Source organism: Phocaeicola massiliensis B84634 = Timone 84634 = DSM 17679 = JCM 13223, assembly GCF_000382445.1.
GTDB classification, from domain to species: Bacteria; Bacteroidota; Bacteroidia; order Bacteroidales; family Bacteroidaceae; genus Phocaeicola; species Phocaeicola massiliensis.
The window spans coordinates 259,953-281,756 of record NZ_KB905473.1 but is presented as its reverse complement, the minus strand read 5'-3'; the positions used below and the strand labels follow the sequence as shown (position 1 = coordinate 281,756).

Below are 21,804 nucleotides of genomic sequence, written 5' to 3'. Positions count from 1 at the left end.
CCGGCCAAAGGGAAACAGAACGAATTACACAAACCTAAAATCCCCGAATCGTATGAATACGAATCAGAATGCCCGCCACATCTATAAGGCGGAAGACATTGACTGGAACGGTCTGGAGGCCGCTGGCATCAGTAAAAAACAACTGGAAACCAGCGGTGACATGGAACTGTTGCTGCAAGGCAAGGAAACGGAAATCGTCCCGTTGAAACTCCGCACACCGGTCATCAGCCTGACGATGGACGCCACGCTGAAGCTGGTACCTGACGGCAACGGCAGACCGGTCATGGAAATAAACGGTCTCCGTCAGAAGGAGACACCGGAAATTTAACCGGGAAACAACAGGTTTAACCCACGTTCCGTGCCGCCAGAAACGGCACGGAACATCAAAAAGAAAAAGAATATGATAGCGATAGTGACTGACAAGCCCAATGTGGGCAGAGAGATAGCAAGAGTTCTGGGAGCAGACAGAAAAGAGAACGGATACATGACCGGAAACGGATACATGGTGACATGGACATACGGCAACATGCTTTCCCTGGCGATGCCGAAAGATTCCGGTACGTCATGGGTGGAGCGGGAGGACTTCCCCCTGCTGCCCCCTCCTTTCCTGACGGTAAGGCACGTCAAGACGGATACGGGATGGAATCCCGATATCAATGCGGTACTCCAGTTGAAGGTGATAGCCAAGGTGTTCGACGCGTGCGACACCATCATTGCGGCAACCGACGCTTCCCGTGAGGGGGAAATGCTGTTCCGGTATCTTTACCGCTTTCTGGGATGCAAGCAACCCTGCCTCCGCCTGTGGATCTCATCCCTGACGGACGAGGCCATCACCAGAGGCATGGAAAACCTCCGCCCATGCGCCCTGTTCGACAACTTGTTCCTGGCGGCAGACAGCCGCAACAAGGCCGACTGGCTTCTGGGGGTCAATTCAAGCTATGCCGTCTGCAAGGCGGTAGGCTTCGGAAACAATTCGCTGGGCAGGGTGCAGACCCCTGTACTGGCGGCCATAAGCGGACGGTACCGGGAGAGGGAGAACCACATTCCCGCTGACAGCTGGCCCGTGTTCATCAGCCTCTGCAAGAACGGGAAAATAATGAAGATGCGCCACGTGGAAGACTTGGGGAACCGCCGGGACGCCCTGGAACTGTACGAGGACTGCAAGGCGGCAGGGTATGCACGTGTCACGGCTGTCGGCAGCCGGACAGAGGAAATCGGCGCGCCGGCCCTTTATAACCTGACCGAGCTTCAGAAAGATGCGAACCGTTACCATAACCTGACGGCCATACGGGTACAGGAAATCACCCAGAGCCTGTACGAGAAAAAACTGATCTCCTGTCCGCGCACTTCCAGCCGCCTGCTGCCCCGGGATGTGTATGACATGTTACCTCCGGTTATGGAGAAGTTGCTGTCCGGCAAGGATTTCCGCCAATATGCCGGTATGGTTAACCTTACGGCAAGGAAAGGTATGACCGGGACACAGGATACGGCGGAGCACCATGCCATTGTCATCACCGGCGTACAGCCCGGCGAGCTGGACAGGGAGGAAAGGCTGGTTTACACGCTCATTGTCGGCAGGATGCTGGAAACGTTCATGCCACCGTGTAAGGTGGAATACACAACGGTTGAAACGGTATGCGCCGCACGCAAGTTCCGAATCCGTACATACCGTATCCTGGAAACGGGATGGCTCGGTGTTTTCCAGAGGGAACACCTTGTTTCAGAAAACGGTGTCCTCTGCCCCGTTCCACCTGAACTTTTGCGGGAGGAGACGCTGCCGGTGGCGGGATGCAGCCTCATACACAGGAAATCCCTGCCTGTTTCCCCCTATACGGACGAGGAATTGACGGACTATATGGACAAGGCCGGACTGGGAACCGTATCCACACGTACGAACATCATCCGTACGCTTCTGGACCGCAAATACATCCGCTATTCGGGCAGGTACATCATCCCGACCCCCAAAGGCCTTCTTTTATATGAGACGGTACGTGGAATGAAAGTGGCGGAAGCCTCCCTCACCTCCGGTTGGGAAACGGAACTGGTACGCATAGAGCGGGGGGAGCTCACGCAGAAGGAGTTTCTGGACGGCGTGCTGGAAACGGTAAATGAGGTGACCGGAGAGATATTCCGGAACCATCCGGAAGAAGCCCGGCCACATGGCTCCATGTAAGCGGTTGCCGACATGTCAGGGTACAAGAGAGGTGCGGACTAGGGTCCGTGCCTCTCTTTTTATATGTGCAAGATACGTTTTCCGCTTTTAAGCGGCAAAGGTCTTGGATTGCCTCGTTTTTGCCACAAGGCGGCCCCCCTTGGGGGCTTGGTTGGCTAAAAGAAAATCATCCTCGCTTCGCTGCGGTATTTTCTTTTGCCAAGCCTTGCGCAAAAAGGCAATCCAAGGGCCGGAGGCCTATAAAATCGGGAAAACATATCCCGATGGGATTATTTATTCATTCTTAAAAAATTAAAGACATGAAACTGCAACTCATCGAAAACATCTGCAAACAAGTGGTCTCACTGGTTCTGCTTGCAGGAATATGCCTGCTCTACAGCAAAGGTATCATTCCCGTGTATCTGCTCGTCCTGTTCCTTTTGTCGGGAACTCTGGTCAGTCTTATCTTCAGGACATTCACCTTCATCCTGAAAACAATCCTTGTCCTGATTGCCATGGGCATGCTTGTATAATCATTAAATGCTGAAGATATGAGAACTTTTACATTTACCCCGTCGGCTCCGGTCATGCCGGCTGCATGGCCCACCACAAACCGTGTGAGACCTGTAAAAAGACGGATTCCCGATACGACGGACGGACCGAAACGTATCGGCTACTATCTGGAGCCCTTGAAAGGCATCGCATCGAATCCGGACAGGCAGAGAATCCTGAAGGATTTTTTCAAGGAAACCCATGTATAACATTTTAAATTTTACCATTATGTTTTTTCAAGCAATCAACCAAATGATTACAGCAGGCACAGACCTGAGCATCAACATCAGACGAGTAAACAACAACCTGACGGTGGCCGTTGTTCCCAGACGGTCAGGAGTAAAGGATGGGGAACGCATCGTTCCGCTCATCCTGAACGGCACGCCGGAAGAGCTGGACACAGGCTTCCTGCAGGCTGTCGGCACACCTTTACAGAAAGCGCAGGGCATCCTTACCAACCTGGAAACATTCGAGAAGCAGGCGGAACAAGCGGCCTCACAAAGCAAAGCCGCCAGGTCTGCGGTGGAGAAAGAGTCCAAAGAGGTCCGCGAGAAACGGGAAAAGATGGAAAAATTGCTTAAGAAGGCGGAGGATGCCATGACCGGCAAACGCTATTCCGAAGCGTTGATATGGCTCAAGCAGGCAAAGGTGCTGGCACTTCCGGACAAGCAAGCGGAAATCGACGATAAAATGGCGGAAGTGCAGAAAAAGGCATCGGAGGGAAGCCTGTTCGGTATGGAACAACCGCCAATGCCCAAGCCACAGCCGGCTCCACAACAAACTGCATCGCAACCGGTGGCAGCCCCGGCACCGCAATACCGGAGCGGAGAGCAAATCCCGATGTTCTTGACCGAGCAGCCGTCTCCGGTTCCGCAACCCGTCTCACAACCGCAAACGCCTCAACCGGCAGTATATCCCGGACAGCCGCAAACGCAGCCCGTACAATACGCGCAGCCTGCACCACAACCGCAAGGTATCCAGTTCCATCAACCGGTACAGATGCCGCAACCGCAGATAGACGGAAAGCAATGGATGCAACCGGCTCCGTCACAGTATGCACCGGTGCAGGAGGCTGTAATGTACAACTTCGACAAGGACTGCGAGGATGACCGGGAAATGCTCAGGGAAGACCCGTACGCGGAATATCCGGACTTCCCGAAGGAATGCCGCATGACGGACATGGCACAAATGGACATGGTATATTGTTGAACCTTATAAAATAGAAAAATTATGGCACTTGAAATCAAAGGATTACAGAGAATTTTCAAATTCAAGAAGGACTCCAAGGAACTGGTATTGAGCGATCCGGACAGCAGCCTGTCCGTAAACGAGGTGATGGACTTCTACTCCATGACCTATCCCGAACTGACAACGGCGACCGTTCACGGGCCGGAATGGGAGGAGGACAAGGCGGTCTACCGCTTCAAGACAACCATCGGAGTGAAAGGATAAGCGTATGGGCAAGAGAAAGAAAAAGGAGGACAAACCATGCAGACTGCTATCAGAATCAGCCAAGGAAAACCTGGCGGAACTCATTATCCGCTCGGCCGGCCCGTCAGACATCCGAAGAGGAACAGCGGGACAAAAAAGGAGGATACTGCCGCCACCGGGAAGCGTCATGATTTTCTGACAGATAAAATTCCTCCCCTCGCACCGGATTTTTGGCATAAAGACGGATATGACGGTTCCCCGGTCAATCTCACGACACCGGAGAATTTTGACTATCTCTACCAATCGGCATCGAACTATGCCGGACTTATGGGTATAAAGCTCCCTTTCCGATACAGGAAAGGGGGCAGCCCCCGTCTGAAAATCACCGAACTGTACAAGGCGATGGACGAGAGCGTGCCGGAGTGTGTCAATCTGGAAGAGAAAGAAGGAAGGCTCCATTTCTGTCTGTTCCGCCATCACGACTGGCCGGAACCCGAGCTGTTCTGGATTCCCATCGACTTTACGGAACGGCTTCCCGTACCATTGAGGAACATTGTCAGGGAGTTCATCCGGCAATTCGTCCGGCATCACGGAGTCTGCAATGTCACCGAGGCGTTTTGCTATGACTTCGCCATAGAGGAACTGGAAGACTGGGAAAACCGGGATTCCGACGCCTCCCCGAAAGAAATCAGGGCGAACAGGCGGCTGGCGGATTCCTACCAGTCAGGAAAACGGGCGAAAGCACTCAAACGGATGTCGGGAAAACCGTTCTGCAACTCTCTGGAAGAGGCTGTACGGAATTACCGGACAAAAAAGGGGAAGGAACAAAAACTGCTGGAATTGATAAGGGAGGGTATGGCACTGATTACCCCGGAAAGCCCGAGCCTCACAGATTACCTGTACGATTGGGCGTATGAGGAGGAGCGTGATTTTTACCCGGTGGGAATGGAAAGCCAGGTCATGCTGGTCTACTCTACCGATGACACGCTGGCTGAATGCATGAAAGGGTTCATGAACTCGGACTACCAGGAGACTTATGCCCTTACCCCGGTCACATACAGGTTCCTGACACCGGAAACGGACTGTCTCTTCCAAATGGACGACTACCCGGAAAGGCTTTCAAAATGGCTGGCACGTTTTACAAGACATATAGCTGACAACTTCTAAAATGAACGATATGAATGAACTGACCAATAAATTGCAACAAGTGATGGTGCCCAAGGCGGCACTGATCGCGTATGAATACCATGAGAACCACTATGGGAGCGGAATGCATTACCTCGAACTGCGTCCCATCAATGACAGGGGCAGGATGGAGGCTGCCATGCCCGTCACCTATGAGTTCATGGACTCCCTGGTGGAATCCTATACGGATGACCGGCGGAACGTGCCGCACGGGAAAATCCCCGCCAACATGCTGTGGTGTGATACCCGAAAGGGGCACGAAAGGTACATCTGGTACAATCCTCCGGGAAAACGGCAGATGTTCTTTGCCGGAAGCCTGAATATTCCTGATGGGACATTCCATGTGCCCGGCGTGATCTACAAGGTTTCCGGTGACAGGCTGGACATTTTCTCCTACAAGGGGGAAAAACCGGCGGAAAACAGCCCGCTTTTCCTCGCCCCTTTCTTCAATGTCACGGGCAGCAGTGTCTGTCTGGGAAACGCCGCGTTGACTCCCCCGGAAGACATGACTTTCTCAAAACTCCTCGAGTATTGGGAAAAACGTTTCTGGCTCAGCGAGTTCTCCCATCTGGGAGGAAACAGGAATCCGACTGAAAGCAACCTGGTCTCGGTAACGGAAAAGGCACGCGCCAATCCGTTTGACGAGAACGAACTGAAACCCATGAACAAACAACTTAAAGACTTACTGGCATGAAAAAGATTCATTATACAGACAGGTACCTGCTCAACCCCTACCATCCCGTGACCGTCTTCGTAATCGGTGCGGGCGGAACAGGCTCACAGGTGGCCACCGGCCTGGCGCGGATGAGCGTGGCATTGCAGGCACTCGGACATCCGGGACTGCACGTGACGGTCTTCGACCCCGATACCGTCACGGAAGCGAACATCGGACGCCAGCTGTTCAGCGGATCGGAACTCGGATTGAACAAGGCTGCGGCACTTGTAACCCGCATCAACCGTTTTTTCGGCTTCTCGTGGGAGGCAAAGGGGCAGCGTTATCCGCTGAAAGCCTCCGCAGACCGGGAAGAACCCGCCCTGGCGAACATCATCGTCACCTGCACCGACAACATCCGCTCCCGGATGAACCTCTGGCGGTTCCTGAAGAAACACCGGGAACACACTTCCAACAACGAGCGGGCGCCCATATACTGGATGGACTTCGGCAATGCCCGGACCACCGGACAGGTTCTGATAGGGAACATCCGTGGCAAGATTCTCCAGCCCGTCTCCAACGAATACCTGCCCGTTCCCCGCATGAATGTCATTACCGAAGAGGTACGCTACTCCACCATCAAGGAAAAGGATTCGGGGCCGAGCTGCTCGCTGGCGGAAGCCTTGCAGAAGCAGGACCTTTTCATCAATTCCATACTGGCACAAACCGGCTGCGACATCCTGTGGCGTATGCTCAGGGAAGGAAGGACATTCTACCGGGGGGCCTATCTCAATCTCGATACACTACGGATAAATCCCATCCCGGTATAGACAACGAACGTCAGTTTCCTTTATGCCATGGCAAGGATGCATAAAAGGAAACTGACGGTTCCTGATTATTCCCGCCGTGCGGTTCAGCCTTTCAGCCGCACGGCACTTGCCACTCCCTTGTCTGTCATGACCAGCTCGTACCGGTCCAGCCTTTCATAAAGTTTGCCCAATGTCTTGCATCCATATCTCCTGACCTTGAATTTGGGCATCATTTTTTTCAATGCGCCGCCGATCAGCGAAAGGGACACCTCCCCTTTGCCGTCAGCCGCTTGCTCAAAAGCCTTGTCAAAATACTCCATGTCCCTTCGGATAAAGAATTCGGGAGTATTGTCCGAAACCTTGTTTTCCTTCCGGTCGGCATACAGGAACACGGAACAGGACCGTACCAGCGATACGGGAGTCTTGCCCTCCCCATATCCCAGCACCTTCAATCCGGCTTCCCGTATCCGTTGGGCAAGCAGGCTGTAGTCACCGTCACTGGCTACCAGACAGAAACAGTCCGCCCGCCCGTCACGAAGGATATCCATCGCGTCTATGACCAGCGCAATATCCGTCGTGTTCTTTCCGGAAGCATGGGAGGAAGCCTGTACAAGCCTGAATCCATGCTCCCGGGCAGTTTCCTTCCACGCGGAAAGCGCTTTCCTCGTCCAGTCTCCATAAATTCGTCTCACGACGGCATCCCCATAACGGGAAACAAAGCCCATTATATCCTCCATCTTCTCAAAGGAGGCGTTATCCCCGTCAATAAGGACCGCAACGGCATATCTGGAATTGGTATTTGTCTTCATAACAATCGTTTATAAGACAAAGTTAGCACAACTTCCGCATATCCACATTCTCCCGTTCAGTTTTTCTTTCCCCGTTTCTGCAAAAAATCCTGTATATCCGAACTCCTGTAGAAATTCTTGCCGTTCTCATCCGTTTGGTAATAGCGGATCAGTCCTTTTTCCCGGTAACGGGCGACTGTCCGCAGCGACACGTTGAGCAGCCTGGCTATGTCATAGTTGTCCAAAAGCTCGTCACCGTTCAAGAACTCTTTCACACGTCCCATCCTGTCCAGTTTCTTCTCTATGCGGTCAAACCCTTCCACTATGGTCATTATCATTTTCTCGAGCACTTCATTGTCTATATACATCATGGCATGTATCTCCTGTATTTTAAAGGTTATTACTGAAATACCCTTTCTTGTGCGCACTCTCAAGAGTATATGCCATCTTTAGTGAAAAATCTATGCCGTACTGTCCGCTTCTGTTTATATGAATATCATATCATTTTGATAATCAAGTCTGTATAATCTCAAAATTATTGTTGGAGGATAACAAGTGTAAATTTTTGAAGTGTAAAACTGTAAAATCCGAATGTAAACTTTACAATTTACAGAAAATACCCCGCCTGTTTTCGCCAAATTCGGGCAAGCAGATGGCGTTTCCATACCAGGCGTTTTACTCTTGCCGGCGAAGGCATCTGAAAGGTCCTGGCAAGAAATACGGCACCCTCCACTTTGGCACCGGCCCTTTCCAGGTTATGGGCGTATTCCAGCAGGCTGGTCCCGCTGGTCAGCAAGTCATCGACAATCACGACCCTCTTCCCATACAGGGCGTTTGACATCATATAGTTGGCGGTATTTATTTCGGAACGTTTTTCTGAAGTATGCTTGCACTCCCTGCTTTCTGTAATACATATCAGGTCCAGTCCTGACCGGGCATAACCATGAGTTTCCAAAAAACCGGCAATGCCGGAAAAACGTCTGTAATAACGGTAGGAAGTGCTGCATGGCATGAACATAGCCGTAACATCCCTGTCGGTGGAAAGAATCCGGAATGCCTGAGAAAAATACTCCGTGCAATCATCTTTCCCATCCTTGAAGTCATACACTTCCTGCACAAATGCAGACTGGTCGTCACAAAGCCAACTTTCAAAACGTTGTGGAAAATAATAACCGGCAAACACGCAGCGGATTTCTCCGAATGCGAACAACCGCAACGGCCGGGCCTTGTCAAACAGTTCCGGATAAGTCAAGGCATACAACAGGGGCGCATAGGGATTCCCGGCTATAATGGCATACCGCATCAGTTTCTCCCTGTCTTCCCGTTCACCGCAGGCCGCCGCATATTGGCAGAGAACCTTGCCGCACGTCTTTCTCCAATATCGCCCGTACATCCAAAGGGCAATACCGACAAAAAGCACCATTACATTGATTATCAATTCCATATCGTTTTACTTGGAATGGCCGGATTGTCCGGTCGGGGATAAATTTAGTGCTTTTTGAGATAAAAATCCGCTGCTTCTTTCTTCTTTTTCGAAAGTCCTCCAATAATCCGCACCTGACATTTGATGACATCTGGTGACTTTTGGTGACAACCTTTTGGCAATGAATTTTCTCTTCCATATTTTCGTATCTGACAAAAAAGTAAAGTTTATGGAGTTTGTTTGTATCGAGGCTAAAACATTCATGGAAATGAATGAGGCTCTGGAAGCCGTTGCCAAAAAAATGTGTGAGACATGCGGGAAAGATACACATGGTATGGACGACTGGATTGACAACCAGGAGGCTTGTATGCTCATGGATGTCTCCCCCGGAAAGATGTTGCAGCTTCGCAGAAGCAGGAGCATCCCTTACAGCTATATAGACCGTAAGGTGTATTACAAGCGTCAGGATATTATCCGTTTTATGGAGAACAACATTCATCAAGTAATCCAAAAAATACAATGATCCAATCCATGCTGACTAAAGAAAACCCTGAGATAGTACGTTTTTTCCGGAACATAGACATCCTGTCCGGAATACTGCACAAGCAGGAGGAGAAATTGCGTCCGGTTCTGAACGGAGAACGTTACATTACGGACTATGAGCTTGCCGAACAGTTGAAACTGACACGCAGGACGCTGGCAGAGTACAGGATAAACGGCAAACTGCCTTACTACAAGATAGGAGGCAAATTACTATATAAGGAGAAGGACATCCTTGCTTTGCTGGAAAGAAACAGGGTGGAGGCGTTTGATGACCGGTAATGTACGTTTGGGGAATATCCTGACTTTAAGTGCTTCCTTATACTGTCCAATGTAAGATATAGTCAAACAGAATTGGTTTGCAAAAATAAATTCAATCCATAGCTGAAATACAGATAGTTGTGGGAAATAGAACTTGCAATGTATTTCCATTTGACTATAAATGGACCAAGGAATCTTTTAAAAACAGATTCTCCTTGGTGGATTTTCTTTGGGGGATATATCCAGGTTGGGGAATAAAGGTTTTCCACCTTGGAATCAAGCAGTGTTCCGCATTTCTATTTCTTACCTGCAAAGGTAGCCTTTTGCCCCTGATCGAGCAAGGCGGTCCTTTGGACCGGTTGGCTGAAAAAATCATCCTCGCTTCGCTGCGGTATTTTTTCGCCAAGCCTTGCACAATCAGGGCAAAAGACAAACGGATGCATATAAGAAAAGAAATACCGGCTTTACCAAAGCCGGGCATGTTTAACCACAAAATGAAAAAGACCATGATCCAAACAAAAAACAAGTATTGCAAGGAAACGTTCATCCGCTTGAACTACTGGTATGACCGGATGCACGGGCTTGTCCGGGAAGACATAGAGAAAGTGAACGCAATGGTGGAACACATCGAAAAGACACGTTCCGACCGGTATCCCCGTACAGGTGACAGCCTGTTCCTTATTTCCGGATACGGTGAACGTTCCCGACCGTTCTTCGTAGATGCCGTGTATGGAGATAACATCGTGCTCCGGAATTTTTCCCGTGTCCCGTTCGTGTCCCGGGATAAAAAGGGCATCAAATGCGATATGCATGGCGGTGAGTGTGTGTTGGTAAAGGCAGGCGATGTAAGGTTCAAGGCATGGACAACCGGCCGTTTCAAGCATTGGGGGCATTACGGGGCATGTGAAAACGGGGAGGTTTACTACGATGCGAAAATAGCCCTGTGGGAGTGTGGCGCACCTGAACAGCCGGAAAGCCGGGAATGGTTCAAAATCCATATCCGCAAAAACACCCGGCCGGGCGGGGACATGTACACCGGAGAAATATCCTGCAAGGATGAGGATGGACTCAGGCAATTTGTCGACGACCATGAAGGTTTCATATTCGCAGAAGAGGATTCCCCGGAAATGGTCATGCTATGTTTCAGGCATTCCGACATGAGGATTTCCCCGGAAGAATGGGAAAAGATGGACTGTCCGGTATCCGTGCGTGAGATATATGGACAGATGCAGGAAGTAAAGATTGTAAAAGACCATAAAACTCATCTGACCACATTCTACTATTAACACAGGATCGCCACATAAAAAATCACCCCGCTTCCTGCCACGTGTGGCAGGAAGGAAACGAGGGCATACCATCAGATAGTCTTTTCAATTCCTCTATTATATATGGAGCCGGTTGTTTTTCCCGCACAGATATTCATTCAGGTCCTTATATCCGGAATATTCATGCGAGAGATCGCATATACGGATTCCGTATTTCTCCTTTAATGCCTGCACCGCATTTTTTCCGGCGGTATCATTGTCCAGACAGCAACAGATGCCGTCATATCGTGCAAGGAAAGAAAAAGCCTTCTGTAAGTTGCTGACAGAATTCAACACTATATAATCCCCCTCTTCCAAGGACGGAAAAGCCCGCCTGAAAGACAGAAAATCCATAAACCCCTCAAAAATATAGCAAATCCCGCTCTCCGGTGAGCTGATGATACGACTGATGTCCTTGGGAGCGATACAAGCCTTGAAATACCTGTTCCTGATTTCGTACCCTCCGGAAATATTAGGGAAAGCGATGGCAAAATAATTTTTCCCGTTCCGATTAAAATGAGCCTCCTTGCATACTTTTCGGGCCGTTTCCGTATCAATGCACCGTTCCTCCAGATAGGCAAGCAGTATCCGGTTGGCAAGAGGAATGATTTTCAAGTCCTGAAAGGCGGGATACGCTTTTTCAAAAGGGCAGGAGACAGTAACCGACTTCAAAACCGTCCTTTTATCCTCAATACACCGTAACACACGGCTTACATCCTGTGTCTGATAAATCTCCTTGGCCAATGTTATAATATCCCCTCCCTTCCCCAGACCGAAGTCATACCATAGTTCCTTATGGAGGTCTACCTTGAAAGAGGCCTCCTTTTCCGTCCTGAAGGGCGATTTGTACCATACGCTGTTCCCACGCTGTATTACCGGTTCATGCCCGAATCCGGCTAAAAAATCAACAAGTCTGATGTTCTTTGCTTCCTGTATGTTCATGACATCTCATTTTCATGGATTTAGGCAAAGAACCGCTTTATATCTGAAACATGAAAAGCAATGGCATCAGATGTCATCAAAAGTCATCAGATGACACCCTGTTTATTAATCAAGGCATGGACATGGCAACAGGCATCACTCCTCCATTTCCATCTTCTTACGTGGATGCTTGGAGGATAAAATTTTCTTTTGTTTATTCATGTTGACATGGGTATATATCTGCGTGGTGGTTATACTGCTATGCCCCAACAAATTCTGGATGTATTTGATATCCACATCCTCTTCCAACAATAATGTGGCAAAAGTGTGGCGGAAAGTATGCGGAGTAATTTTTTTCCCAATCCCTATTTCTTCCCGGCATCGCTTGATTAACAGCCTGACGGATTGTGAGGACAACCTGTTTCCTAACCTATTTATGAAAAAACATTTGGAAGGAGCAAACAGACGTTGATATTGCCTGAGTATTTTTAACACCTCCACCGAACAAATCTGTATGACCCGTTCCTTGCTGCCTTTTCCAAAAACTTTAATAGTTGCCTGCTTTAAGTCAACGGCATCACACGACAACTCGCACAATTCGGAAACGCGGATACCAGTAGCAAATAAAAGTTCTACAACCGCAATATCTCTTGTCTGTGCCTTATAGGCATAACCACCCGTATCAGGATTATCCGCCCTTAATTTGTAAAGATATTTAAGTATCTCTTTCACCTCATTGCACGTCATTACCGTTGGAAGAACATAAGGCTCTTTAAAGCGAATACGCAATTTTCTGAAAGGGTTCAGAAAGTCATCGTGCTCAAAATCATAGTAGTTAAACAGAGCCTTCAGGGATGCCAGTTTTCTCTTCACCGTTTTAGGCTTGTAAGTCGATATATGTTGCAGGTACGTTTTCAGCATATCTTTTGACACCTGCTCAAATACAACCGAAGGATACAACTCATGAATATACCTATTAAACATATACAAGTCAGAACGATAAGCATAAATTGTCTTTTCATTCAAGTTCTTTTCATATTGACAATGGAAAAGAAAATCTGAAATAACCTGCTCTACTGCTGTCTTCCGGCAATAACTCATATCCGATTTCATCATAATTTTATGGATTATAGTTTTTCCTGCGAAGAAACTACATTTCAAATTCAATCACCTATAAATCAGAATGTAATATTTACAATGAATAACTGATAACTTAATATTATCGTCTATGCCCAACAGGAAGTAAATCAGGATTGCATTTCAACGTTTTACAATGCCATTGAAGGAGTTTGGTATTCCTATATACCATGGCTCAAATGTACCAAAGCATACAGAGAGAAAATCGTATACGAATGAACTATTAAATTGGATGATAAAGATCAAGATGCAGTTACCGTTGGAAATCATTTTATTCTATCTTGAATAATATATCATGTTGATAGTATAAGTGATGAATAATAACCTTAACCTCTAAAAACTCATGCTAGTTGAGAGATACTCCTAACAGCCGTAATTACGTTTGACGGCATTCTTCGTGACAGATGTAAGCTTAATTATTATTAATCTCAAGGAGATCTATTCGGAAGGAGTCGAGTATATAAAAAAGGTTGACATTTAATGTTGGGGAATGAATATAGTTTTGCATATGAATACCTGAGAAAGATTGGTTTGCTTGGAAAAGCACGACAAAATAAACCCTTAAAACTAGGCACAGAGGTACGGCAATGACAATACTGTTATATATTTAGCATCGGAATATTAAAACAATATGATTGACAACTTATATCTAATCTCAAAATAAACATATATTCTGTTTGATAGGGTGATTTATTATGATTTGTATATGATTTAGCTTCAAATATTAAATAGTATGTGTTAGTTTATTAAATACAATTAGAAAGTGGAACGTGTAGAAAAGCTTTTGTTTCATGCTTTAAAGAATGATATGTGTTTTATTAAATCATAGGTAGATAGTCTACCTTTTCAAGCGTCAGTTTTAATTCCGATTAATGCTCCTTTACCATTAATGACCATGTCCAAAAACAATTATTTGGTATTAGATGTCCAAAGATTTATGATTGTGAAAACCCTAAACGTTGGTATATATAAAACTATACTTGTTTTGTTAGATATTCCAATTACTCATATAGTTGTTATAGGTGGCATATTACCTAGTGCAATCAATAGAAGACAAAGAGCAAATTATATATTACAAACTATTTCATTAATTACTTCATTAATTACAGGTTTAGCTACCCTTTTCACTTACATTTGGTATTTAAGAAACTAACACATAAAAATTTGCGGTTGAAACCGAAACAATTACTCATCAAAATAAATGAAGCATAAAAAAAGAATATATGTTTAATTTGAGAGTAGAGAAATTTTGTCATTCGTATTGATTTAAAATACCGATTATAAATATATAAGATTAAAGTCTTTGCCTAAGCTCTGTAACTTGATTAAAGCATTTAATTTTTTGTACATCACCTTTATGACCAATTTTTTTCAGGTTTTCCTTTGCTAATCTATATTCACACTTCAATTACGATCGTCAATCACGATTATAAAACCTACTCCATTCGAATTGAGCTGATTGATAAACATAAGAATTAATGTTATTAACTACACGCAAAACACAGTCAAACGTATTTGCTGCTGAAGAGAGATACTCTAAAATAGAATCGTTATATGTTGCTAACTGTTAGTAAGTTTCAGCAGTCCTATCACCATATTATATTTTTCAAGAGAGGATAACATCATATCCTCCAGAACCCGCTTCCTGTACTTTATCAGGATATATATTTTCACATTTGTATTTATTTTTATATCAGTGTGAGTTGGTTTATTAGTGCCTTGGAACGCAAAATTACCAAATTTCTTCAACTTTATTATAGAAAGCTGAATTTCCAACCTGTGTTCTTACATGTTGGGTATCAACCATAATATTAAGTTATCAGTTATTCATGTTGCAAATTTATATAAATGAATATCAGAAACCAAGTAAACCAACATCAATATTTAGACAATGATACGTAAAGCTATGTTGAAGAAGTGTAATGAAATCTGAAACATAAAGCTCTTAAACCTGACTCTCTGATGGTTATCACCTCACGAAGATTACATTATTGAATCCTTTGTTTTCTAATTTTTTATCTCTATATTTGCAATAGTACTCCAAAAACATGAAATTTTATGTTGTATCAAAAACTCTCTATAGACAATTTCTTGTGTTTCGACCATTTCGATATACAGTTTGCACCTAGTGTGTCCATTATTATCGGACGCAATGGTGCTGGAAAGACCACACTCATTAGAGCTATGGTTTACTCGCTTTATTTTATGTTTACGAATGATCGTTCAATGGGGGATGACTTCTTGTCGGCAGGAAATCCTGATTTAAAAATGAAATCCATCAAATATGATGAATTTCATAGAAGAAAAGATTCAGAGGATGTAACTGCTGATGCCAATTTTCATGGACAAATAACTTTTCAAGGAGAAAATATAGAATGGGATATGTATCGCCGTTCAACTAGTGGATCTTCACTTAATCCATCACGCTATAGGCCTGCTTATCAACATCTGATGCAATTGTATAGGAAATACGATGAATTGCCATTACTCGCATATTTTTCGGATTCTTTTCCGCATACACTCACAAATATATCCTCCTTTGCCAAGCAACAGATGGCTGCAAATGGAAAAACATTACGCAACTTTGGCTATTACCAATGGGATAATGAAACAGCATGTGTGGAAATATGGCAACGACGACTATTAAATTCAATGGCTAAACTAAAACAGCTAGATGATGATACAGACACATTCACACGTAATGAAGTTGCATTTGTTACTAAAAAGTTGACGCAGTTTTCTCTAGTACTTAATCGTGATATATGCGATACTGCTTTTGAGATAGATCGTCTTTTCTATTTATTTGATGAAGAACAAAAACCAGAACTGTGGCTTCGTCTAAAATCAGAACAGGAAATCAAATTTGACAGACTTCCAGCCGGATATAAACGGTTATATTCCATTGTCTTAGATCTGGCATACCGGGCTTATTTGTTAAACAGGCGAGTAGATGTAGAACCTACAGGATTAGTTATGATAGACGAAATTGATTTGCACTTACACCCTTCGTTAGAAACAGAAATTGTAAAACGGTTTACACAGACATTCCCAAAATTACAATTCATAATGACTTCCCACTCTCCATTAATAGTAAGCAACTTGTCATCGGACGAGAAACAAAATAAAATATTCAGACTTGTAGCTGGAGAGAAGCAACCGCATGAATTGCCAGACCTTTTTGGTATTGATTACGATGATGTATTACTGGATTGGATGGGAGGAGCTCCTAGAAACGAGGAGATGGAATTTCTACAAATGGCAATAAAAAGAGCTATACAAATGGAAAATACACAACTACTAAACATGAGACGCAAGGAATTAGAAAAAATGGTGGGAGAAAAAAAAGCATCGCAATTAATCAATAAATGGAAGGAAGAATAACCTCGCATCATTAGATATATGTTTTGGATTGATAAGCATAATAAAGGAAGGCGGCGTAAAGGTCACCAAATTGTAAATCGTTTCCTATGTGAAGCGTGGAGTGAACAAGATGGACAATATGTAAATTGCACTTATGCTTCATTTAAGAGAAATCATGAAATGGAGAAATTGCTTTACAGGGAACAGAATGGATTCTGCTGTTATTGCATGAGGCATATGGAAGTAAATCAACACATTTCCTTAGAACATGTGATGCCTCATAACTCTGTAACCAAACAAAACAAGATAGATTTTAAGAAGATTAATTATTATAAACGGCTTAATAAGAATTTTAAACAAAATGTCGTTTACAAACATCTAAACGGTACAAGACGAAAATGGCGCAGCGGACCACCATATCCTCATTTTTGCGCTTATGAAAACCTAGTATTGTCATGCGATGGTAGTCTTTTCATTGATGAAGACAAGGAGAAAAAATTATATCCTTCTAAAATGCATTTATGCTGTAATGAGCATAGAGGAAATAAATTGATTGTCCCATTATTTTTTATTCCTAATATAAACGATTTAATTATATACAATAAAAATGGAACTATTGGCATATCGAAAATAGTCAAGTCCTCCCAGCGTCAGATTGAACTATCCAATACCATTGAGGATTTAGCATTGGAGCATGAACGTTTAAGAATCATTCGACAAACCTGGTATCATATAGCTACGAGCAGTATATACAGTGTAGAGCAAGTAAAGGCTGCTATTAGTGATGAACCTTTACGAAAAAATATTATGATAGACAGTGGTATTCCACTTAATGTCGTAAACCGCATTAAACACCCTATATACTGGTCCTTATTATGTGAATATTTTTGGTTTTATGAATACTTCACACAATAAATATGCAATCTTCTTAATGGTGCAGTTTGCCTCCTTGACGTCACAAAGAACAATCTGAATGGAGATAAAAATAGGAATACAGAAACTATTATCAACCGTATCATTGTCAGATAGAGCTAAAATTGTCGAATCGTTCCAAAATATCCCATTCATGCTATCACCCACAAGCTATCACTCCAGCTGTTTTGAAATGAATCGAAAATATGACACAGACTACCAATAGAGAATGCTCCCGTCTGGCTTTATCCTAGTGGTAGACTAACCTACTAAACACATTATCACATTATAAATAAGCGAATTAATTCTTACTTTATTAGAATGGATAACAAAAAAGCAACAATGATATAATTTATTTGTACGTTGTAGCAAATGCTCTCATTTGAATATAAACAAATGTACGCATTAATGGAGATAATGCAGAAAAACCATGAAGCATATACGACTCACTGCCACTCTCCATTTGTAGATGTGTGAAAGTAACAATCCATTAATGGACAATAGGGTATATAAAGGACAGATTTCCCGTATATTCGTCTCCTTATTCCTGAATTATGAGCGTAAGTCACATAATTATGGAGAGATATCCACCCTTTAATGGGGAGAGCTGTCGGCAAATATTTGATGGAAATGCCCCGAAAATCACAGGAGAATAGCCATACAATGGGCTGATACACAATAATTATTGGATAAACGTGGTCTGCTCCTGCAAACAGCAAGTTGTCTTTTCGTTAAACGAAAACAGGACGGTTTAACGGCGGAAACGCCGCCAAACCGCCTCCCCCCAAAAAGCTCCGGAGTCGGCTTTGATTTTCCTTATGCCATCTCTATACATTTACTTTCCAATTACAGGATTTTTCTTGAATATCCCATAAATGAGCATATAATCCCTCATCTTTTAATAATTGTTCATGTGTCCCTTGTTCTATAATATTTCCACCATCTAAAACAATAATTTTATCAGCATCACTTATTGTTTTTAGTTTATGCGCTATAACTATAACAGTTCTACCTTGTATTAAAGAATTGATTGCATACTGTATTTCCACTTCATTTTCTGGATCTAAAGAAGCTGTTGCTTCATCTAATAAAATTACAGGAGCATCTTTTAATATAGCACGTGCAATTGAGATTCTCTGTTTTTCTCCTCCAGATAAGGTACATCCACCTTCACCTATCATTGTATCATATCCTTGAGGTAAATGTATTATAAAATCATGACATTGAGCTTTTTTAGCCGCCTCTATTATCTCATTATCTGTAGCATTCTCTTTACCAAATCGAATATTATTCTTTATGGTATCCTGAAATAAATATACGTCCTGAAATACCATTGAAATGCGTTGCATAAGTTTCTCAGGATCAATCTCTCGTATATTTTTGTTACCTAATAATATTACACCTTTATCAGGATCATAAAACCGAGCGCAAAGTTTCATCAATGTACTTTTTCCACTTCCAGAAGGCCCAACTATAGCAGTTAAAGAACCTTGTTTCATTGTAACACTTATATCATGTAGGATATATTTATCATTATACCCAAAAGATACATTTCTAAATATAATATCTCCTTGTTCCGGAGCATCTTGTGTTCCTGACATTTCTGGTTCATTTAGTAAATTCAAAATACGTTCACCTGCAATAGAATAATAACGGAATTCTGCAAGATTGATTAGTGCTAATGTTAGTGGGTCAAAAACTCTGGAGCCAACGATAAGGAACATCACAAAAATAGCAACAGAAAGTTTTCCTCCAATTAAAAGGTATGTACCACATAATATCATCAAAGTAAGTCCCATACGAAGAAGGGTTACAGACAACATGACAATAGGTCCAATCAGAGCTTCTGTTTTGATATTCGCACGTTTGAGATCATTAAATGCTTCCTGTAAACGGATGAACTTTATTCCAGTCATATTATATGCTTTGATAACACGTATACCTTGTAAATATTCTTCCATTCTGCTACTGGCACGTATTTTAGCCAGAATTTGAGTTTGCCCTAGTTTCTTTTGAATACTAGAAGTGAAAATAAGTATTAAAAAAGAAATAGGAAGGGATAAAAACATAGCAATAGACATCTGCCAATCTACGAACAATAAACCTAAAAAAGCAAAAATAGGCATGACCAGTGCACCAAGCAATTGAGGAAGATGGTGCGACATCCCTTGTTCTGTCATAGCAAAATCAGTTATTAACATGGAAGATAATTCTCCAGAATCTTTTTTATAAAGAAAACCTAATGACAACTTGCGTAAATGTTCGGCTAAAGCAATACGACCTTCTGCACTAATATTGTATGCTTCCCGGAAATTTGCATTATAGGATTTCTTTTCTCCAAAAATCATAAAAATTATGTATACAAACATTATCACAATCAGCCCCCATAATTTAGATATGTTTAGAGGAGTTCCAGTTCCATCAAAAGCTTTAAAAAGGGTATTTATAACTTCTATTGAAAGACAAAAGGGAACTATATTTATAAAGTTTGCAAGCATTGTATACCCCACAGGCTTGTATAAACGTTTGGTTTGTCCTATAGTAATATGTTTTATAGCCTTTGTAATCATATTATTTCATTTTTTTAGATTTAACTTCCAGTTATGTGCATTTATATAAGCATTCCACATATTTTTATATATGCCTGTAGTAACATGAAGTTCGTCATGTCTTCCTTTTTGAACTAAACATCCTTCCTTAAAAACAAGAATTTGATGAGCAGAGGTGATAGAAGACAATCTATGAGCTATGATAATAACAGTTTTACCTTTTATTAACTTTTGTAAGGCCTGTTGTATTTTATATTCATTTTCTGGGTCAGCAAAAGCTGTTGCTTCATCTAATACTAAAATAGGAGAATTTCGTAAAATAGCCCTAGCTATACAAATTCGTTGTGCCTCTCCTCCAGAAAGAAAAACGCCTCTCTCTCCGACAATCGTATCATATCCTTTAGGAAGACTTCGAATAAAATCATCACATTGGGCAGCTTGAGCAGCTTGTATAACATCCGATAAACTAGCTTGAGTATTTCCTGCTGTAATATTGGCATATATGGTATCATTGAAAAGAAACGTATCTTGGAATACAAAAGACACGATCTCCAATAATTGGGGTGAGGAAATATTTTTTATGTTTATTCCCCCTATTAAAATCTCTCCAGAGGAAACATCCCAAAAGCGAGGAATGAGATTGGCTATTGTTGACTTCCCTGACCCAGAAGGTCCAACCAGAGCTGTTACTTCACCTTGTCGAGCGATAAAAGAGATATCCTTCAGCGCTTCTGTCTTTGTCATATTTTCTCTATCTTCGTAAGCAAAACTTACATTTCTGAATTCAATATCATACGTCTGAGGTATTTGAGGAACAACTGGTTCACATAGTTTTTTTTCCTCAAATATTTTGTCTATACGTTTTACTCCTTCATTAATTTCTACAGTTCCTGAAGCTAAAAATGCGAGTTTATATACAGGGGAAGCTACTCCGGGCCCCATCACGATGAAAAAAAGATAAATTGCAGCTAATGAGATGTTTTTAGGATCAGAGGTCATTATTAATATTCCTACAGGAAGAATAAACGTGACTATTGAATTCAACAGAATAATAAATGCAATTATACCATTTTGATAGTTATTACAGCATTTTAAAGCAAATGTTTTATACGCTTCGATTTCGGCATTGAACTGCCGAAAAGAACGTATACTTTGTCCAAATATCTTTATAATTGGCATACCTCTCACATATTGAACAGCTGAAGCACTCATGCGTTCTTGGACATCAAAATAGATTTTCGTAAGTGCAGTAGCTCTTTTCCCTACAAAATTAGAAAATTGCATTCCTATACTTAAAAGTATGCATAATAGAGCGGTGAATGCCATCCAACCATTTAAAGAAAAAAAGATAATAAACATAAAAGTTATGGTTGCAAACACATTCACCAAATCGGGAATAGTGTGAGCTATAAAATGCTCTATTTTTTCGACATTTTGTTCCATGATTTTCTTTATACAACCGATAGATGTCGAATTTAAATATCCCAAAGACAACTGACCTATATGCTCTGAAAGTTTTATTTTTAACCCATATAAAATACGAAAGGCGGCTATGTGAGATAACATTAATCCCGCATACAAAAATAGTACACCCACAATCAAAGCAATAAAAGCAAGCCACCCCCAACTGATCATTAGCTCAGAATCTATCGTAGATAAATCAGAAGCATGAACAAGCAATTCCTTTAATATTTCATATATAGACCAAAATGGTATAAGTATACATAATGCACTTATAGCGGAAAATAACCCGGAGAAAAGCAATAAACTTTTTTTTTCTCCCGCAATTTCCAGTAACCTAGATAATCCTTCTTTTTTCTTCATTATT

The 21,804-nt window shown here is 43.0% G+C and carries 21 protein-coding genes; 14 read left to right on the top strand and 7 right to left on the bottom strand.

Going from position 1 to position 21,804, the window contains the following annotated elements; genetic code table 11:
* Positions 1-52: 52 nt before the first annotated feature.
* The 9 genes from HMPREF1534_RS05035 (at position 53) to HMPREF1534_RS05075 (ending at position 6,802) form a co-directional block, all read left to right on the top strand.
* On the top strand, positions 53-328 hold the full coding sequence (locus tag HMPREF1534_RS05035; protein ID WP_005942686.1) for a DUF4099 domain-containing protein: 276 nt from the start codon (positions 53-55) through the stop codon (positions 326-328).
* 72 nt (positions 329-400) lie between these two features.
* Positions 401-2,173 carry a DNA topoisomerase gene (locus tag HMPREF1534_RS05040; RefSeq protein ID WP_005942683.1) on the top strand — a complete coding sequence of 591 codons (1,773 nt, stop codon included), beginning with the start codon at positions 401-403 and terminating at the stop codon, positions 2,171-2,173.
* A 299-nt stretch (positions 2,174-2,472) separates the two neighbouring features.
* Complete coding sequence (locus tag HMPREF1534_RS05045) at positions 2,473-2,685, top strand: hypothetical protein (protein WP_005942681.1); 213 nt, start codon at positions 2,473-2,475, stop codon at positions 2,683-2,685.
* A gap of 18 nt (positions 2,686-2,703) precedes the next feature.
* On the top strand, positions 2,704-2,913 hold the full coding sequence (locus HMPREF1534_RS05050) for a hypothetical protein (protein WP_005942679.1): 210 nt from the start codon (positions 2,704-2,706) through the stop codon (positions 2,911-2,913).
* Positions 2,914-2,932: 19 nt separating this feature from the next.
* Positions 2,933-3,913, top strand: coding sequence for a PRTRC system protein E (locus HMPREF1534_RS05055; protein ID WP_005942677.1), 981 nt, complete (start codon positions 2,933-2,935; stop codon positions 3,911-3,913).
* Between the two features lie 21 nt (positions 3,914-3,934).
* Positions 3,935-4,156 carry a PRTRC system protein C gene (locus tag HMPREF1534_RS05060; protein ID WP_005942675.1) on the top strand — a complete coding sequence of 74 codons (222 nt, stop codon included), beginning with the start codon at positions 3,935-3,937 and terminating at the stop codon, positions 4,154-4,156.
* A 36-nt stretch (positions 4,157-4,192) separates the two neighbouring features.
* Positions 4,193-5,302: a hypothetical protein gene (locus tag HMPREF1534_RS05065; RefSeq protein WP_005942671.1), complete on the top strand. Its 1,110-nt coding sequence runs from the start codon at positions 4,193-4,195 to the stop codon at positions 5,300-5,302.
* A 10-nt stretch (positions 5,303-5,312) separates the two neighbouring features.
* Positions 5,313-6,014 carry a prokaryotic E2 ligase family D protein gene (locus HMPREF1534_RS05070; protein ID WP_005942668.1) on the top strand — a complete coding sequence of 234 codons (702 nt, stop codon included), beginning with the start codon at positions 5,313-5,315 and terminating at the stop codon, positions 6,012-6,014.
* Entirely contained in the window at positions 6,011-6,802 is a 792-nt protein-coding gene (locus HMPREF1534_RS05075; protein WP_005942665.1) for a PRTRC system ThiF family protein, read from the top strand. Before HMPREF1534_RS05070 ends, HMPREF1534_RS05075 begins: the two co-directional genes overlap by 4 nt.
* Before the next feature lie 83 nt (positions 6,803-6,885).
* Here HMPREF1534_RS05075 and HMPREF1534_RS05080 read toward each other — a convergent pair whose 3' ends face one another.
* From HMPREF1534_RS05080 to HMPREF1534_RS05090, 3 genes are all read right to left on the bottom strand, one after another.
* The gene (locus HMPREF1534_RS05080) at positions 6,886-7,590 is read right to left on the bottom strand and encodes an NYN domain-containing protein (RefSeq protein ID WP_005942662.1); all 705 of its coding nucleotides are present in this window, start codon (positions 7,588-7,590) and stop codon (positions 6,886-6,888) included.
* Positions 7,591-7,646: 56 nt separating this feature from the next.
* Complete coding sequence (locus HMPREF1534_RS05085) at positions 7,647-7,940, bottom strand: helix-turn-helix domain-containing protein (protein ID WP_005864565.1); 294 nt, start codon at positions 7,938-7,940, stop codon at positions 7,647-7,649.
* 236 nt (positions 7,941-8,176) lie between these two features.
* Positions 8,177-9,013, bottom strand: a complete 837-nt coding sequence (locus HMPREF1534_RS05090) for a phosphoribosyltransferase (RefSeq protein WP_005942659.1) — start codon at positions 9,011-9,013, stop codon at positions 8,177-8,179.
* A 208-nt stretch (positions 9,014-9,221) separates the two neighbouring features.
* Between HMPREF1534_RS05090 and HMPREF1534_RS05095 the strand changes: the two genes are divergently transcribed.
* The 3 genes from HMPREF1534_RS05095 to HMPREF1534_RS0119185 all read left to right on the top strand — a co-directional run bounded on the left by HMPREF1534_RS05095 (position 9,222) and on the right by HMPREF1534_RS0119185 (position 11,079).
* Entirely contained in the window at positions 9,222-9,515 is a 294-nt protein-coding gene (locus HMPREF1534_RS05095) for a helix-turn-helix domain-containing protein (protein ID WP_005942656.1), read from the top strand.
* Positions 9,512-9,814, top strand: a complete 303-nt coding sequence (locus HMPREF1534_RS05100; RefSeq protein WP_005942654.1) for a helix-turn-helix domain-containing protein — start codon at positions 9,512-9,514, stop codon at positions 9,812-9,814. Before HMPREF1534_RS05095 ends, HMPREF1534_RS05100 begins: the two co-directional genes overlap by 4 nt.
* Positions 9,815-10,299: 485 nt before the next feature.
* Positions 10,300-11,079 (top strand): DUF4121 family protein, encoded by a 780-nt coding sequence (locus tag HMPREF1534_RS0119185; protein WP_026231484.1) that lies wholly within the window; start codon positions 10,300-10,302, stop codon positions 11,077-11,079.
* Positions 11,080-11,175: 96 nt separating this feature from the next.
* Here HMPREF1534_RS0119185 and HMPREF1534_RS05105 read toward each other — a convergent pair whose 3' ends face one another.
* Together HMPREF1534_RS05105 and HMPREF1534_RS05110 are read right to left on the bottom strand one after the other, a co-directional pair.
* On the bottom strand, positions 11,176-12,039 hold the full coding sequence (locus tag HMPREF1534_RS05105) for a toprim domain-containing protein (RefSeq protein WP_005942651.1): 864 nt from the start codon (positions 12,037-12,039) through the stop codon (positions 11,176-11,178).
* A gap of 135 nt (positions 12,040-12,174) precedes the next feature.
* Positions 12,175-13,134, bottom strand: a complete 960-nt coding sequence (locus HMPREF1534_RS05110) for a tyrosine-type recombinase/integrase (RefSeq protein ID WP_005942649.1) — start codon at positions 13,132-13,134, stop codon at positions 12,175-12,177.
* A 2,079-nt stretch (positions 13,135-15,213) separates the two neighbouring features.
* Between HMPREF1534_RS05110 and HMPREF1534_RS05115 the strand changes: the two genes are divergently transcribed.
* Both HMPREF1534_RS05115 and HMPREF1534_RS05120 read left to right on the top strand, forming a co-directional pair.
* Positions 15,214-16,536, top strand: coding sequence for an AAA family ATPase (locus HMPREF1534_RS05115; RefSeq protein ID WP_005942646.1), 1,323 nt, complete (start codon positions 15,214-15,216; stop codon positions 16,534-16,536).
* An 18-nt stretch (positions 16,537-16,554) separates the two neighbouring features.
* Complete coding sequence (locus HMPREF1534_RS05120) at positions 16,555-17,430, top strand: HNH endonuclease family protein (RefSeq protein ID WP_005942644.1); 876 nt, start codon at positions 16,555-16,557, stop codon at positions 17,428-17,430.
* Between the two features lie 824 nt (positions 17,431-18,254).
* Here HMPREF1534_RS05120 and HMPREF1534_RS05125 read toward each other — a convergent pair.
* On the bottom strand, positions 18,255-19,997 hold the full coding sequence (locus HMPREF1534_RS05125; protein WP_004312237.1) for an ABC transporter ATP-binding protein: 1,743 nt from the start codon (positions 19,995-19,997) through the stop codon (positions 18,255-18,257).
* A 6-nt stretch (positions 19,998-20,003) separates the two neighbouring features.
* Positions 20,004-21,800 (bottom strand): ABC transporter ATP-binding protein, encoded by a 1,797-nt coding sequence (locus HMPREF1534_RS05130; RefSeq protein ID WP_004292668.1) that lies wholly within the window; start codon positions 21,798-21,800, stop codon positions 20,004-20,006.
* Positions 21,801-21,804: the final 4 nt, after the last annotated feature.